This is a genomic window from Pseudomonas hamedanensis, assembly GCF_014268595.2.
In the GTDB taxonomy this organism is placed as follows: Bacteria; Pseudomonadota; Gammaproteobacteria; order Pseudomonadales; family Pseudomonadaceae; genus Aquipseudomonas; species Aquipseudomonas hamedanensis.
Genome location: NZ_CP077091.1, coordinates 5,355,456 through 5,371,605, shown reverse-complemented (window position 1 = coordinate 5,371,605; position 16,150 = coordinate 5,355,456). Strand labels below are relative to the sequence as shown.

Sequence of the window (16,150 nt, the reverse complement as noted above, 5' to 3'; positions counted from 1 at the left end):
AACTACGTGTCAGCATATTGCCAGTCTCACGCAGCTGCCACCTCATTCGGCTCAAAACTGTCCGCCCGCGCCATCTGCCACATCCGCGAATAAAACTCCCCGTTCACTTCCCCGGTAAGCAATTCCCCTGGTTTCAAAAACACATGCAACTGCGAGAACAACTTGATCTCGGTCGCCGACATGCGCCGCACCAGATGCTTGGCCGACAGTTGCGACGGATGCTCAAGTCCGGCCGCCGCGAGCATTTCCGCCAAGGCTTTCAGAGTGCTTCGATGGAAGTTGAACACACGCTGCGCTTTATCCGGGACGACGAGCGCACGCTGGCGCAGGGCATCCTGAGTCGCCACGCCGGTCGGGCATTTGTTGGTGTGGCAGCTTTGCGACTGGATGCAGCCAATGGCGAACATGAAGCCGCGCGCAGAGTTGGCCCAGTCGGCGCCGATGGCCAGCACGCTGGCGATGTCGAAGGCGCTGACAATCTTGCCGCTGGCGCCGAGTTTGATTTTGTCGCGCAGGTTCAGGCCGACCAGGGTGTTGTGCACGAACAGCAGGCCTTCGCGCATCGGCACGCCGATGTGGTCGGTGAATTCCACCGGTGCGGCGCCGGTGCCGCCTTCCTTGCCATCGACAACGATAAAGTCCGGAAGAATGCCGGTCTCGAGCATGGCCTTGGCGATGCCCATGAATTCCCACGGATGGCCGAGGCAGAATTTGAAACCCACCGGTTTTCCGCCCGACAGCTCACGCAGTTGCTGGATGAACTGCATCATTTCGATGGGCGTGGAAAACGCGCTGTGGCGTGACGGCGAGACACAGTCTTCGCCCATCAGGATGCCGCGGGTGTCGGCAATCTCTCGGGTGACCTTGTGCTTGGGCAGGATGCCGCCGTGGCCGGGTTTGGCACCCTGGCTCATCTTGATTTCAATCATTCGCACTTGCGGATTCTGCGCCTGGACGGCGAAGCGTTCCGGGTCGAAACGGCCGTCGCTGGTGCGGCAACCAAAGTAGCCGCTGCCCAGTTCCCAGGTCAGGTCGCCGCCGTGTTCGCGGTGATACGGGCTGATGCTGCCTTCGCCGGTGTCGTGGGCGAAATTGCCAAGTTTGGCGCCCTGGTTCAGCGCGCGGATGGCGTTGGCGCTGAGCGAACCGAAGCTCATCGCCGAGATGTTGAAGATCGACGCCGAATACGGCTGCGTGCACTGCGGGCCGCCGACGGTGACCCGGAAACCGTTCGGGTCGCTCAACGGCGCCGGGCGCATCGAGTGGCCGATGAATTCGAAGCCGGACTGATAGACATCGATCAGCGTGCCGAAGGGTTTGTCGGCGGTTTCATTCTTGGCGCGCGAGTACACCAGCGAGCGCTGGGCGCGGGAGAAGGGCAGGGCATCGCTGTCTGATTCGAGCAGGTATTGGCGAATCTCCGGGCGGATGCCCTCGACCAGATAACGGACATTGCCCAGGATCGGATAGTTGCGGCGCACGGCGTGACGGGTCTGCACCAGATCGAAAATGCCGATCAGGCTCAGCACGGCAGTCACGGCGGTGAGTGGCCACAGCCAGTCGTGGTCGAGGAAAGGCAGGCTGGCGAGGGTGAAAATCACACAGACGGCAAAGAAGGCGTAGCGGCTCAGCAGCGACAGGCTCATACGGTTTCCTTGGGTTCGGACTCGAATATTCAGCGAAGATTTTGGGATATACACATTCCCCTGTAGGAGTGAGCCTGCTCGCGATAGCGGTATATCAGCTACAAAAGTTTCGCTGACCTGGCGCCATCGCGAGCAGGCTCACTCCTACAAAAGGCAACAATACCCGGCGCTCAGGCGTTCTGCGCCTGGAGAAAAATCGAAAACAGCTCGGACTGGGACTTGATTCCCAGCTTGCTGTACATGTGTTTCTTATGGACTTTCACGGTTTCCACGGAGATTTCCAGCTTACGGGCGATTTCTTTACTGGAGCAACCGCTGAGCATCAAGCGCCCGACATCCAGCTCGCGCGCGGTCAATTGTGCGCCCTTGAGCTGTTGCACCGACGCTTCCAGTTGCACCCGCCAGTCTGTCTGCGCAGGCGCGGCGGCGAGGGCCACGGTTTCGTTGATCTCGTATGGCAGGCGTTGGCGCAACAGACCCAGCACCCATGGCTGAATCAAAGACAGCAAAGCGATCTGTTCGCCAGTGAAACGTTTTTCACTGCCCAGCGACAGGCACAGCGTGCGCTCGCCTTCGAGCTGGCAATTGAACTGGACTTCGTCGGCCACCACATTCAGACGAAAGTATCGCTGGTAATACTCGGTCAGCTCGAAATGCTCCGGTGCAACTTCCGACAGGCGATACAGGCCGGTGCGCGATTGCTCGCGGCAGGCGATGTAGAACGGGTCGAGCAGGTACAGACCGCGCAGATAATCCTGAAACAACGGATCAGGACTGCCGTCCTCACCGGGGCATTCGGCGAAGACTTGCGGATGCTGGTCGGCACTGAACAGCAGCACCACCCAGCTATCGAACACCACGTACTGCTCAAGCAGACGCACCAGTTGCGCCCAGAAATTCGGCTTGTCGAGTGCGTCGATCAATTGCCCGACGGCGCGGTGCCAAGTGATGTCATTCAACGAAAGTGTCATTGATCTACCCCTATCGGGTTACCCCGGCCGCGTGATTCCCTGGCCGGTTGCTTGCTGCGCATACTGGCCCACAGACAGTCACCGGGCAATCTTTCAAGGCCCGGCGCGCATAACAAGGAATGCCCATGAAAGTCGAACTCGCCCAACTGGCGGGCCGTGACCACGACACGGCTTACAACCTCGAACGCGCGCTGGCGGCGATCGCTGCCTGCACGGCGGATACGCAGATGATCGTATTTCCGGAAACTCACCTGATGGGCTTCCCAAACGCTGAAACCGTGGCGCAGATTGCCGAACCGCTCGACGGCCCGACCGTCAGCGCCGTGCTCGCAGCAGCGCGTGAGCGCGATATAGCGGTGGTCATCGGCATGGCCGAGAGCGACAGCGGGCGCTTCTACAACACCACTTTGCTGATCACCCCCGAAGGCATCGCCCTGAAATACCGCAAAACCCACCTGTGGGCCTCGGATCGTGGTGTATTCGAAGCCGGCGACCGTTACGCCACCTGCGTGTGGAACGGCGTGCGCGTCGGCCTGTTGATCTGCTACGACATCGAGTTCCCGGAAACCGCCCGTGCCCTCGCGCAACTGGGGGTGGAATTGCTCATCGTCACCAACGGCAACATGGACCCGTACGGCCCCACCCACCGCACCGCGGTCATGGCCCGCGCTCAGGAAAACCAGGCGTTTGCGCTGATGGTCAATCGCGTTGAATCGGGCGATGACGGCCTGGTGTTTGCCGGTGGCAGTGCGCTGGTGGATCCGCTGGGGACGCTGCTGTTCGAGGCTGGGCGCGAAGAAGGGCAGTTCGGGGTCGAGCTGGATTTCGCTCAACTGGAAATTGCGCGCAAGGATTATCGCTATCTGGATGATCAGCGTTTGAAGTTGCCGGGGGAGAGGGTGGAGCAGGCTTCTGGTGTGCGGGAGCTGCTGATTCCTTAGCCCTTTACTCCGATCGTTCCCACGCTCTGCGTGGGAATGCAGCCCGGGACGCTCTGCGTCCCAAGAGCGGACGCAGAGCGTCCATTGAGGCATTCCCACGCGGAGCGTGGGAACGATCAGTCACACCCGAAATTTTCGCCGAATCCGGCTCTGCCATAAATCCAATAACATTCGGAGTAAGACGCCCATGGCTCGTTTGCAACGCACCCTTTCGCTAGGGTCGGTGGTGCTGTTTGGCATCGCCTACATGACGCCGATCATTGTCCTCGGCACCTTCGGCATCCTCGCCCAGGCCACCGCCGGCATGGTCCCGGCGGCCTACCTGGCAGCACTGGTGGCGATGTTCTTCACCGCCATGAGTTACGGACGCATGGCCGCCGCTTTCCCGGTGGCCGGCTCGGCTTACAGCTATGTACGCAAGGCAATCAGCCCCAAGCTCGGTTTCATTGCCGGGTGGGCGGTGTTGCTCGATTACCTGTTTCTGCCCATGGCCATCTGGTTGATCGGCTCGGCCTACCTGGCTTCGGCGTTCCCGTCGATCCCGCAGTGGATCTGGGTGCTGGCGTTCATCGGCATCACCAGTGCGATCAATATCATCGGCTTGAAACTGGCCAATGGCATCAACGCCTTGCTGATGCTGGTGCAGTTCCTCGTGCTGATCGCGTTCGTTGCGCTGTGCATTCACTACATCGGCGGCGATGCGAGTACGCCGCTGTGGTCGATCAAACCGTTCTTCAACGGCGACATGCAGATGCCGCTGATCATGAGCGGCGCGGCGATTGCCTGCTATTCGTTCCTCGGCTTCGACGCGGTCAGTACCCTGACCGAAGAAACCCGCGATCCGCGCCGCACCATTCCCCGGGCGATCATGCTGATCACCCTGATCGGCGGTTTGATCTTCGTCGGCGTCTCGTACTTTGTGCAAATCGCGCATCCGTCGTTCCAGTTCGACAGCGTCGATTCGGCAGCCTATGAAATCGCCCGCAACATCGGTGGCGATCTGTTTGTGTCGATCTTCCTCATTGGTCTGATCGTCGGCCAGTTCGCCTCAGGCTTGTCGGCGCAGGCCAGCGGTTCGCGGCTGCTGTTCGCCATGGGCCGAGACGGGGTCTTGCCGAAGTCGTTTTTCGGCACCTTGCACACGCGCTTCGGTACGCCGGTCAACAGCATTCTGCTGTGTGCGGCAGTGGCGTTGCTGGCGCTGAAACTCGACGTCACCACCTCGACTTCGTTCATCAACTTCGGCGCGTTCCTGGCGTTCAGCCTGGTCAACCTGTCGGTGATTTTCCACTACTGGATCGGCGGCGAGAAAAAAGGCCCGCGCGAGCTGTTGCTGTTTTTGCTCTGCCCGCTGATCGGCCTGGTTGCGGATTTGTGGCTGATGGTCAGCCTCGATCATCTGGCGGTCTGGCTGGGGTTGAGCTGGTTGGCGATTGGCGTGGTGTACCTCGCGGTGCTCACCGGTGGTTTCCGTCGTCAGCCGCCGGAACTGGATTTTCAGGAAGCCGGCTGAATGTGCCTCAAACGGCCAGTCGGTTCTGGCGTATGGGCAGTTCGACACGGAATGTCGTGCCCACGCCCAATTCGCTGCGAACCTGAATATCGCCGCCGTGTTTTTTCACGATACCGTAAGACAGCGACAGCCCAAGCCCCGTGCCTTGGCCGACCGGTTTGGTGGTGAAGAACGGATCGAAGATTTTCTGCAGCGTGTCCGCAGGGATGCCCGAACCGGTGTCGGCGACTTCGATCCAGACGTTGTCGCCCTCGACGCCGGTGCGCAAGGTAATGGTGCCGCGCTCCGGACCCATGGCCTGCGCGGCGTTGACCACCAGGTTCATGATGACCTGATTGATTTGCGAGGGCAGGCATTCGATGTCCGGCAGAGGCTGGTAATCCTTGACCAGATCAGCCTTGTATTTGAGTTCGCTGGCGACGATGTTCAGGGTCGATTCGATGCCTTGCTGCAGATTCGCCCATTGCCATTGCTGCTGGGTGTCGACGCGGGAGAAGTCTTTCAAGTCCTTGACGATCTGCCCGACCCGGCCGATGCCCTCCTTGGATTCACGGATCAGCAGCGGGATGTCTTCGAGAAGAAAATCCAGTTCGGCCGCTTCGCGCTGTTGCTGCAAACGGGCGGCGGACTCGCCGCCCAGGGTTTGGCCGATGCTGTGGTAGGCATCGAACAGGGGACGCAGCTGATTGAAGTAACCGTCGAGCGTGCCGAGGTTGGAAGAAATGAAGCCGATCGGGTTGTTGATTTCGTGAGCGACCCCCGCCGCCAATTGCCCCAGCGAGGCGAGTTTTTCCGACTGCACCAGTTGCCCTTCCAGTTGTTTGCGCTCGTCGATCTCCCGCTGCAAGTCTTCGCTGGCCTGCTTGAACTGGGCGGTGCGCTGATCGACCAGATGTTCCAGATGGTGCATCTGCAGCGAGGCTCTTTCGGTCATCTGCCATTTGGTCAGCAGCGTGTTGGCCATCTGCTGGACTTCGATGTTGTCGAAGGGTTTTTTCAGGATCAGCAAGCGATCATGGGCCTGGAGTCGGTCGAGCAGTTCGTCCCAGGAATAATCCGAATAGGCAGTACACACCACCACCTGTAATTGCGGATCGTGCTGCCATAGATGCTCGATGGTTTTCGCGCCATCCCAGCCATCGGGCATGCGCATGTCGACGAACGCCAGTGCATAGGGGCGTTGTTCCTGCAGGGCCTGGATCAGTTTGCCCAGGCCTTCCTCGCCGCCGTAGGCCGAGTCCAGTTCGAACAGCGGCCGCTCGGGCCGGGCCTGGGCGCCAAACAGCGCGGCTTCCATTTCGTCCAGCTCTACCGACTGTGGTGTGGCGGGCATGAGAATCTTGCGAAAGTCCTCGTGAATCGACGGCATGTCGTCGATCAGCAGAATGCGGCGGTTCGACAGCTCGCTCATGCGTTCTCCGTGACGGTGATCAAGGGTATCTGCAAGGTGAACAGCGCACCTGTGCCCGGCCCGTCGCTGTGGGCGGTGAGATGGCCGTTCATTTCGATGGCCGCCAGCGCACAGCTGTGCAAGCCGAAGCCGTGGCCTTCCTTGCGGGTGGTAAAACCGTGGGCAAAGATCCGCGTCATGTTCTCGGCGGCAATGCCTTCGCCGTCGTCCTTGACGCTGATTTCGAGAAAGCGCTCATCGACAGTCCTGACGCCCAGGGTCATGGTGCGCGGACGATTGCTCAGGTCCGACATCGCGTATTTGGCGTTGCTGATGAGGTTGATCAGGATCAGCAGCAAACGGTGCTTGTCGCCCATCACTTGCGGCACGTCGTCGTAGGCCTTGACCACGGTGACGTGATGTCGGGTCAGCGCGCCGGCGTTCATGCGCAAGGCATCTTCGAGCAACTGATCGATGTACAGCGGCTCGGTCATGCTGCTGGCGCCGGCGTAGGACTGCTGGGTAGCGACGATGTCTTTGATGTGGTCGACGCTTTTGCTCATCTGGGTCAACTCGTCGGCCATCTCCTGTTGTTCCTGGGCGATGGCGGTGACCAGTTGATTGAGATAGCCGGGCAGCAGTTTGCCCTTGGCGTCTTCGCTGAGAAATACCCCCAGGTCATCGGGATGGTCATTGATCAACTGCATGGCTTTGCCCAGGCCCTGGGTCTTGCTGCTGCGCAATTTGCGCGCGATCAGGTCAGAAGAAATATTCACGCTGTTGAGGACGTTGCCGACGTTGTGCAGCACATTGGTCGCAATTTCCGCCATGCCGGCCTGACGGGCCGCGTCGAGCAGTTCGCTCTGGGCATTGCGCAGCTCGCGGGTGCGTTCCTCGACCCGTTGCTCCAGCACATCGTTGGCGGTCTGCAACGCCGCGTTGACCCGGTTGATTTCCGCGAAGCTGCCGATCAGACGGATCGCCAGCCACACCAGCGACAACATCAGCAGCACAGAAAACAGCAGCAGGTAGAAGTGATACTGACGGTCGGTTATCTCGACGCGCCGCTGGTCGCGATCGAGCAGGGTGGTGAGGCTGTCCAGCTGTTCGGCGACGGGGACGGCCTCGATGCTTTCGAGTACCTGATTGACCACCGGCTGCTCCCGAGCAATCAGAGCGATGTGGTTGCTGAGGATTCTGATCGGGGCCTTGAAATCCGCTGGCAGGCGTTCGGCGTTGACCGCCAGTTTGTTCAGGCCCAGCTCGATTTCGGCGGCTTTTTCCACAGTGGTGACCTGGGCGTATTCCAGCGTGCTGAGCAGTAAGTCGTAGGTGTCGGTGACGATGTTTTGCTGCTGCAATTTGTCGAAATCGGACAGCGCGGCGAGTTGCTGCTGAATGTCGTCCTCGGCGGTCGGCAGAAACGCCAGTGAGTTGCGCAGCAGGGCGTTATGCGACTTGAACTGTTCGACCAGGCGGGTCTTTTCCTGCATCGCCTGCAAAAAGGCCTCATGGGCGCCGTTCCATTGCGCCAGGTCGTTACGACCGTGGCCGGACTCCAGCGAATCGAACTGCGCCCAGAGCCGGTTCATCTCGTTCATCGGCGACACCAGCGGGTCGTAGTTGTGCGAAATCGCTACCCTGGCCTTGAGGATCTCGTTTTCCCACAGCGAGTCCTGCTGCTTGATCTGCCGGATCAGATCCCGCGACTCGGTGTAAGTCATGGTCTGCTCGGAGTTGGACTTGAGATACAGAAACAGCAGCACCGAGGCCAGCGCCAGGGCAATCAGGGCGAGCAGCAACAGGCTGCGCCGGCGTGAAATGTCGATCATGGCTTGCCCTCCGTCTTGCCGGTCAGGGTCTTGAGAAACTGGATGATCAGGCTTTTGTCTTCAGCGCTGGGCATGCGGCCCAACTGGTACTGGAACATGATATCCACAGCCCGCTCGAGGTCGGGTGCCGAGCCGTCATGGAAGTACGGTGCGGTCAGCGCGACGTTGCGCAGGCTCGGCACTTTGAATACCGCACGATCGGCCTCGTCGGCGGTGACATTGAAACGCCCTTGGTCAGCCGATGTCGGGTTGCCGCGATCGGCGATGTAATCGCCGAACACGCCGAATTTCTGAAACATGTTGCCGCCGATATTCACGCCCTGATGGCAGGCGATGCAGCCGTAATCCTTGAAGCGCTGATAGCCTTGCTTCTCCTCATAGGTAATGGCGGCGGTATCGCCCAGCAGGTATTGATCGAAACGCGAACCGGGGGTCAGCAAGGTGCGTTCGAAGGCGGCCAGCGCCTGCTGGATATTGGCCCGGGTCACGCCGTCCGGGTAGGCCGCGGCGAAGTCCCGGCGATAACCGGCGTCGCTGACGATCCGCTCGATTACGGTCTTCCAGTCGCTGCCCATTTCGTGAGGACTGGTGATGACGATGTTGCTTTGTTCCTCCAGCGTTTCGACGCGACCGTCCCAGAACTGGCGGAAGTTGAGGCTGGCGTTGAATACCGTCGGTGTGTTGACCGCCACGGGTTTGCCGTCGAAACCCGTTGAAAGCGCTCGGCTGTCGGCACCGTTGTGCTCCAGTTGATGGCAACTGGCGCAGGACAAGGTGTTGTTGACCGATAATCTGGGGTCATGAAACAACTGCCGTCCGAGGACCACGCGTCCGGCATCCTGGCGGGGCACCTCGGGCAGCGGTTTGAGCGGCTCGTTCAGCGGTTCGGCGATGGCGCTGGCAGCGCCGCCGCTCAGCAGCAGCGCGAGGGCATAGGGCACCAGGCCCGTCGACCGATTCATGGTGCGCTCCACGGTGCACATTCTCCCGATGCCAGCCAGCGGGCGAAGGTATCTGCCGGCAAGGCTTCGCTGAAATAAAACCCTTGGCCTTCTTCGCAGTGATGGGCCTTGAGAAAGGCCAGTTGTTCGGCGGTTTCGATCCCTTCGGCGATGACGTTCAAACCCAGGCTCTTGCCCAGGTTGATGATGGCGCTGACCAGCGCGGCGTCGTGACTGTCGCTGCACAGGCCGCGAATGAACGACTGATCGATTTTCAGCACGTCAATGGGAAAGCGGCGTAGATAACTCAGGCTGGAATAGCCAGTGCCGAAATCGTCGATGGCCAGCCGTGTGCCCAGCGCCTTCAACCGATTGAGCGCGGTCAGGGTGGCCTCGACGTTTTGCATCAACACACCTTCGGTGATTTCCAGCTCCAGCCATTCGGCGGCCAGGTTGTTTTGCTTCAGCGCCTGTTCGACACCGTCAACGAAGTCGCGCTGGCGAAAGTCGATGGGCGAGGTGTTGATCGACAGGCGAATCGGCGGCAGTCCGGCCAGTTGCCATTCGCGCAGTTGACGGCAGGCCTCATTCAGCACCCACTTGCTCAACGGCACGATCAGACCAGTGTCCTCGGCCACCGGGATAAATGCCGAGGGATACACCCAGCCATGCCCCGGTTTCTGCCAGCGCACCAGCGCCTCGGCCCCGACCACGCGGGCGCTGCGCAGGTCGACCTTGGGTTGATAGTGCAGGACCAGTTCTTGCGCTTGCAGGGCCCGGCGCAGACCTGATTCGATGCTGTGCTGTTCCCGGGCGTGCTGGTTCATGGCTTCGATGAAAAAGCCGATTTCATCGGGACCGTGCTCCTTGACGTTGCGCATCGCGGTTTCGGCTTTTTTGATCAGCACGATGGCGTCCAGCCCGTCTTCGGGGTAGACGCTGATGCCCAGGCTGGCGGTAACGCTGACGTCATGCCCGGCAATCGTCTGCGGTGCACGAATGGCCGCGAGCAGTTTTTCTGCGACGCCGTGGGTTTGCTGCGGGTGGTTGATGTCGTTGAGGATCACCACGAATTCGTCGGCGCCGTAGCGAAAGACCGAGTCCGAATCGCGCAGGCAAAGCGTTAATTGCCGCGCGGTGCATTTGAGCATCTCGTCGCCCGCCGGATGGCCCAGGGCATGGTTGATGCGTTTGAAGCGGTCGAGACCCAGAAACATCACCACCAGTTGCTTGTCATGGCGCCGGCAGACCGCCAGCGCCTGACTCAGGCGATCGCCGAGCAGCGTGCTGTTGGGCAGCCCCGTGAGGGCGTCGTATTGCAGCAGGTGCGAGACTTTGAGCAGCTCATGCACCCTCGCCTCGATGGTTTGCTCAAGGGCGAGCATCTTCAACGCCGCGTCCTGCGCCAGTTGCCATTTCCAGGTCAGAGCGTTGGCCATCTGACGGATTTCCAGGCTGTCGAACGGCTTTTTCAAAATCAGCAATTGATCGCCGAACGCCAGCCTTTCGGCCATGGCTTCCCAGCTGTAATCGCTGTAAGCGGTGCATAAGGCGATTTGCAGGTTCGGATCGACCTGCCAGAGCTGCTCGATGGTTTCCAGACCATCCCAGCCGGGCGGCATGCGCATGTCGATAAAGGCCAGGGCATACGGGGTGCCGGCGGCCAGGGCGCGCTCGACCAGGGCCAGGGCTTCCTGGCCCTGATAGGCGGAATCGAGCTGGAAGGTCAGGTGGGCCGACGGGTGGGTGCCGAACAGCGTCTGTTCCAGTTGCTGCAGATCGGCCGGGTCCTGCGCCTGTGGCGCGAGAATCTTGCGGAAGTCAGCATGGATCGCCGGCGTGTCGTCGATGATCAGAATGCGCCGGTTGGTCTGCGGGAACGGGGTCTTCATGCCTCATTCCCCTTCGGCGGCAATTCGCTGTTGCGCAGCAGTTGCTCCGCCTGTTCGGCGCTGACCGCCTCGCTGAAGTACAACCCCTGCGCGCTGGAAAGTGGCGCTTCGCTCCCCTCAATCAGCGGCGCCTCGGGGGCTGTCTGACCTTCGGTAATGATGCCGATGTCCAGATCCCGGGCGAAGTTGACGATCGCACGCAGGGCGTTGGCGCTGGCCGGATCCCTGCTCGCGCTGTCGATGAACGTCTGAGCCAGTTTGAGGTGATTGACCCGGTAGGTTTTCAGGTAATCGAACGATGAGTACTCGGTGCCGAAGTCGTCGATGGCGATGGTCACGCCCAGCTCGCGCAAACGCGGCAACACATCGTTGTGGGTCCACTTGGTCTGCGCCAGCGTGGCCTCGGTGACATCGAAGCGCAGGTCCCACGGTGCGAGTTCCCAGCGTGCGGTGGTGCGCAGTACGTCGTAGATCAGTTCCGGACCGCTTTTGAGTTGCGCCAGGGACAGCTTGATCGCCATCACCGGCGGGGCCACGCCTTCATCGCGCCACAGGCGCATCTGGCGACAGGCGCGATCGAGCACCCAGCGCCCGAGCGCAATGATCGCGCCGGTGCGTTGCGCCGCCGGCACAAACGCGCTGGCCGGCAGCAGGCCCAGACGCGGATGCTGCCAGACGATCTGCGCCTCCATGCCGAGAATCCGGCGGCTGTGCAGATCCACTTCGGGCGCGTAGTTGAGGGTCAGTTCGTCGCCGTCCAGCGCCGTCAGCAACTCGCTGGCCAGGGTCATGCGTTCAGCCACCTCCCGGGAGATCTCGGCGCAGTGGAAGTGATATTGGTTGCGGCCCATTTCCTTGGCGCGGTACAGCGCCGTGTCGGCCTGCCCGAGCAGGCTGTCGGCGTCGAGGCTGGCCGCGGTGTAGGTGCTGATGCCGATGCTCACCGACACGTGCAGGGCATTACCGGCCAGGTGATAGGGCGCCAGCAGCGTGTCGCGGATGTTGTTGGCCATGGCCGCCGATTGCGTCGGGTCGCTGACGTCCAGTTGCACAATCGCGAACTCGTCGCCACCGAGGCGCGCGACCACGTCGTTTTCGCGCACGCTGGCCTTGATGCGCCGGGCGACTTCCTGCAACAGCAGATCACCCACCGGGTGGCCGAGGGTGTCGTTGATCCGCTTGAAGTGGTCCAGGTCCAGATAAAACACCGCGAACGGCGCGGCGCCCCGACGCGCGGCGGCGAAGGCCTGGTGCAGCCGCTCAATCAGCGTCGCGCGATTGGCGAGCCCGGTCAGGCCATCGGAGCGGGCCAGCAAGGCGAGTTTTTCCTCGGCCACGCGGCGCTCGGTGATGTCGAGGATAATCCCCTCTACTTCGAGCAGGCGGCCGTCATCGTCGCGCACCGGGATATAGCGGTTTTCCACCCAGCGCCAGGTGCCGTCCCCGGTCCGCATACGAAACTCGATCGAAGCGCCCAGCGCGTGCCGGTCAAGGACCCGGGCCATGGCCGTATCGACGCTGGCCTGGTCGTCGGGATGAATCAATGCTTGTGCCCAGTTGGGCGAACGCACCAGTTCTGCCGCCACATGGCCATAACGGGTGATGTTGTGGGAAATGTACATCAGCGGAAACGACGGCTCGCCGCGCAGCCGGTAAAGGATGGTCGGGCTGTTCTGCACAATGATGTTGGCGTCGGACAGCTCCCGGGTGCGCTCCTCGACGGCTTGCTCCAGCAGGTTCATTTTCAGCGCGGCGTCTTCGGTCATTTGCCATTTGACCGTAAGGGCGCTGGCCATCTGGCGGATCTCGATGGCGTCGAAGGGCTTTTTCAGGATCAGCAGGCGGTCGTTCAGCGCCAGGCGCTGGTCGATGTCTTCCCAGGAATAGTCGGAATACGCCGTGCACAGCGCGACCTGCAATTTCGGGTCGACTCGCCACAGCCGTTCGATGGTTTCCAGGCCGTCCCAGCCCGGCGGCATGCGCATGTCGATAAAAGCCATGGCATAGGGCCGCTGACTGGCCAGCGCGGCTTCGATCTTTTCCAGCGCCTGGTGGCCCTGGAAGGCCGAATCCAGTTCGAAGCGCAGGGGCGGCGCTGCCGACGGGGTGCCGAACAATAGATTTTCGGTGGCGCCCAACCCGTCATCGTCAAGCGCGACCGGACTGAGGATCTTGGCGAAGTCCTCATGGATCGACGCACTGTCGTCAACGATGAGTACGCGCCGATTGATCTGCGTAAGTGGCGCGTTCATCCCGTGCTGCTTGCGATTTCATACGCGGTTGTCGTCAAGAGCATCCCTTTCCCTTATTTCCTGGCCTATCAGCGGACGGAACCGCTCACTGTGTTGAGCGTAGTTGGCCGTTCGTCACTTTGCCTGCGCTTCCAGGCAGAAGTTTTGCGTGAGCAATCGGCAAAATCATCTAGCCTTTAAAGCAGATGCGGGTCGGTGCCGGGGGCAGAGCGCCGCGTCGTTGACCTCCACTGTTGCGCTTGAGGCCATACCATGGAAGAACAAACCACCTCGACGAGCCAGCGCCCCAAGGTGCTGCTGGTCGATGACGAAGAATCGATTCTCAACAGTCTGCGCCGCCTGTTGCGCGGCCAGCCCTACGATGTCCTTTTGGCCACCAGCGGTGCCCAGGCGCTGGAGATACTGGCGCAGCAGCCAGTGGACCTGGTGATGAGTGACGCACGCATGCCGAACATGGACGGCGCCTCGTTGCTGGCGCAGGTCCGTCAGCGCTGGCCAGCGACGATGCGCATCATGCTCACCGGCTATGCCGATCCGACGGCGATCATCAAGGCGATCAACGACGGCCAGATTCACCGCTACATCAGCAAACCGTGGAATGACGAAGAACTGCTGGTGATTCTGCGCCAGTCGCTGGAACACCAGCATTCCGAGCGCGAACGCCAGCGCCTGGAGCGTCTGGCCCGGGTGCAGAACGATCAGCTCAAGCTGCTCAACAGCACGCTGGAGAAGCACGTCGCCGCGCGTACCGCCGAGTTGCAGCAGACCGCCGACATGCTCGATCTGGCTTACGAAGAACTCAAACACAGCTACGTCACTGGCACCGAAGTGTTCTCCCTGCTGGCCAATCTGCGTCTGCCGCCGGCCAAACAGACCAACCGGCAAATCATCGAACTGGTGCGCGGCTACAGCAAGGCGCACGGCCTGGACGAAGCCACCAGCCGCGACCTGGCCATGGCGGCCGCCCTGTACAACATTGGCAAACTTAGTTGGCCCGACACCATGATGGTCACGCCGTCGGATCTGCTGCATTCCGCTGAGCGCGAGCGTTATCGCGGATATCCGAAGCAGAGCGAATCGCTGTTGATGACCCTCGATCCGATGAAGGATGCCGCGCGGCTGATCCTCCATCATCAGGAGCGCTGGGACGGCAGCGGTTTTCCCGATCGCCTCAAGGGCGAGGCGATTCCGTTCGGCTCGCGCTTGTTGAAACTGGCGGTGGACTTTGTCGAACTGCAACGCGGGCTGATTCTTGAACGGCAGATGAACAGCGACGAAGCCCTGCTTTACCTGCGTCAATACAGTGGCCGTCTGTACGACCCGGAACTGGTCGAGGATTTTATCCAGGTGTGCGCGGCGTTCCTCAGCGATATCACCCTGATCGACCCGGACGTCAAGGTCGTGACCACCCGCGAGCTGACAGCGGGAACAGAACTGGCGCGTAACCTCAACGCCGATAACGGCATGCTCCTGCTCAACGCCGGCAAGGTACTCAGTGCTCCGCTGATTGAAAAGCTGATTGCTTTCGAAGCGATGGAGGGCGGCAAGTATCAGGTTTTTGTCAAAGTGCCGCAGGACGAGCCGGGCTTGCTGCAGGCTGAGGGCTGAAGGGCATGACGAGACAGGGGCGGGCGTGGGATCCTTGGTTTTTTTGACCCAGGGACTGTTGTCACCCATGACGCTCGCATCTGTCGCTTCCGCTCAAACTATCCACATCGCCGCCGCGCTGCTGCTGAATGCGCAGGGCCAGACCCTGTTGGTACGCAAACGCGGCACCACGGCGTTCATGCAGCCGGGCGGCAAGATCGAACCCCGGGAATTGCCGGTGCACGCGCTGGCTCGCGAGCTGGAGGAAGAACTGGGCCTGTGCATCGATCCGGCGCAGGCTGCGTTCCTCGGTGAGTTTGCGGCGCCGGCTGCGAATGAGCCTGGGTATGTCGTCTGCGCACAGATTTTTCAATTGACGATCGATGCCGAGGTTTGCCCGGCCGCTGAAATCGAAGAGGTGATCTGGGTCGACCCGGCCACTGATCCGGCGGTTGATCTGGCACCATTGACACGCGACCTGATCCTGCCGTTTTATCGGCGCTCGCTGACCGCACTCGCCTGATCATTCACGCAAAGGACTTTGCCATGATCCCGCTTCCAGACCTGCTGATTTTCGCCGCTGCCGCGTTGCTGATGGTACTGACGCCGGGGCCGAACATGATTTATCTGATCTCGCGCTCGATTTGTCAGGGCCGCCGGGCCGGGGTGACTTCATTGCTTGGCGTGGTTGGCGGATTCTTTGTGCATATGTTCGCCGCCGCGGCCGGGTTGACGGCGGTGTTCCTCGCCGTGCCGATGGCCTATGAAGTGCTGAAGTGGGCGGGGGCGCTGTACCTGCTGTGGCTGGCTTGGCAAGCAGTCAAACCCGGGGCGCGTTCGCCGTTCGAGGCGCAACAACTGCCGCCGGACTCGTCACGCAAACTGATCACCATGGGCTTTCTCACCAGTGCGCTGAACCCGAAAATCGCCGTGTTCTATCTGTCGGTGTTTCCGCAGTTCATCAGCCCTGAACACGGCTCGGTGTTCGTCCAGAGCGTTGTTCTGGGGCTGACGCAGATCAGCGTCAGTTTTACCGTCAACCTGCTGATCGCGCTGTTTGCGGCGGGCATTGCCTCATGGTTCGTGCGTAACCCGACGTGGCTGGCGATGCAGCGTTATTTCATGGGGTTCGTGCTCGGCGGTCTGGCCGTACGGCTGATGCTCGAACAGCGCAGGACGGCCTGA

12 protein-coding genes are annotated in these 16,150 nt (G+C 61.0%); 5 read left to right on the top strand and 7 right to left on the bottom strand.

Annotated elements, in window-relative coordinates:
- Positions 1–26: 26 nt before the first annotated feature.
- Positions 27–1,646 (bottom strand): FMN-binding glutamate synthase family protein, encoded by a 1,620-nt coding sequence (locus tag HU739_RS23455; RefSeq protein ID WP_186549962.1) that lies wholly within the window; start codon positions 1,644–1,646, stop codon positions 27–29.
- A 170-nt stretch (positions 1,647–1,816) separates the two neighbouring features.
- Positions 1,817–2,617 carry a helix-turn-helix transcriptional regulator gene (locus HU739_RS23450; RefSeq protein ID WP_186549964.1) on the bottom strand — a complete coding sequence of 267 codons (801 nt, stop codon included), beginning with the start codon at positions 2,615–2,617 and terminating at the stop codon, positions 1,817–1,819.
- A 125-nt stretch (positions 2,618–2,742) separates the two neighbouring features.
- Between HU739_RS23450 and HU739_RS23445 the strand changes: the two genes are divergently transcribed.
- Positions 2,743–3,558, top strand: a complete 816-nt coding sequence (locus HU739_RS23445; RefSeq protein WP_186549966.1) for a carbon-nitrogen hydrolase family protein — start codon at positions 2,743–2,745, stop codon at positions 3,556–3,558.
- Positions 3,559–3,745: 187 nt separating this feature from the next.
- A complete protein-coding gene (locus tag HU739_RS23440) occupies positions 3,746–5,071 on the top strand; it encodes an APC family permease (protein ID WP_186549968.1) in 1,326 nt (441 codons plus the stop codon).
- 7 nt (positions 5,072–5,078) lie between these two features.
- Here HU739_RS23440 and HU739_RS23435 read toward each other — a convergent pair whose 3' ends face one another.
- The 5 genes from HU739_RS23435 to HU739_RS23415 are packed head-to-tail and all read right to left on the bottom strand — an operon-like array spanning position 5,079 to position 13,378.
- The gene (locus HU739_RS23435; RefSeq protein WP_186549970.1) at positions 5,079–6,482 is read right to left on the bottom strand and encodes an ATP-binding protein; all 1,404 of its coding nucleotides are present in this window, start codon (positions 6,480–6,482) and stop codon (positions 5,079–5,081) included.
- The gene (locus HU739_RS23430; protein WP_186549973.1) at positions 6,479–8,293 is read right to left on the bottom strand and encodes a DAHL domain-containing protein; all 1,815 of its coding nucleotides are present in this window, start codon (positions 8,291–8,293) and stop codon (positions 6,479–6,481) included. Before HU739_RS23430 ends, HU739_RS23435 begins: the two co-directional genes overlap by 4 nt.
- Positions 8,290–9,255, bottom strand: a complete 966-nt coding sequence (locus HU739_RS23425) for a cytochrome-c peroxidase (protein WP_225922764.1) — start codon at positions 9,253–9,255, stop codon at positions 8,290–8,292. The genes HU739_RS23430 and HU739_RS23425 overlap by 4 nt, the downstream gene beginning before the upstream one ends.
- On the bottom strand, positions 9,252–11,126 hold the full coding sequence (locus tag HU739_RS23420; RefSeq protein WP_186549977.1) for a putative bifunctional diguanylate cyclase/phosphodiesterase: 1,875 nt from the start codon (positions 11,124–11,126) through the stop codon (positions 9,252–9,254). The genes HU739_RS23425 and HU739_RS23420 overlap by 4 nt, the downstream gene beginning before the upstream one ends.
- Positions 11,123–13,378, bottom strand: a complete 2,256-nt coding sequence (locus tag HU739_RS23415) for a GGDEF/EAL domain-containing response regulator (RefSeq protein WP_186549979.1) — start codon at positions 13,376–13,378, stop codon at positions 11,123–11,125. Before HU739_RS23415 ends, HU739_RS23420 begins: the two co-directional genes overlap by 4 nt.
- A gap of 252 nt (positions 13,379–13,630) precedes the next feature.
- Here HU739_RS23415 and HU739_RS23410 point away from each other — a divergent pair, with 252 nt between their 5' ends.
- From HU739_RS23410 to HU739_RS23400, 3 genes are all read left to right on the top strand, one after another.
- Positions 13,631–14,986 (top strand): HD domain-containing phosphohydrolase, encoded by a 1,356-nt coding sequence (locus tag HU739_RS23410; protein ID WP_186549981.1) that lies wholly within the window; start codon positions 13,631–13,633, stop codon positions 14,984–14,986.
- A 67-nt stretch (positions 14,987–15,053) separates the two neighbouring features.
- Positions 15,054–15,488, top strand: coding sequence for an NUDIX hydrolase (locus tag HU739_RS23405; protein WP_186549983.1), 435 nt, complete (start codon positions 15,054–15,056; stop codon positions 15,486–15,488).
- 23 nt (positions 15,489–15,511) lie between these two features.
- Positions 15,512–16,150: a LysE family translocator gene (locus HU739_RS23400; protein ID WP_186549985.1), complete on the top strand. Its 639-nt coding sequence runs from the start codon at positions 15,512–15,514 to the stop codon at positions 16,148–16,150.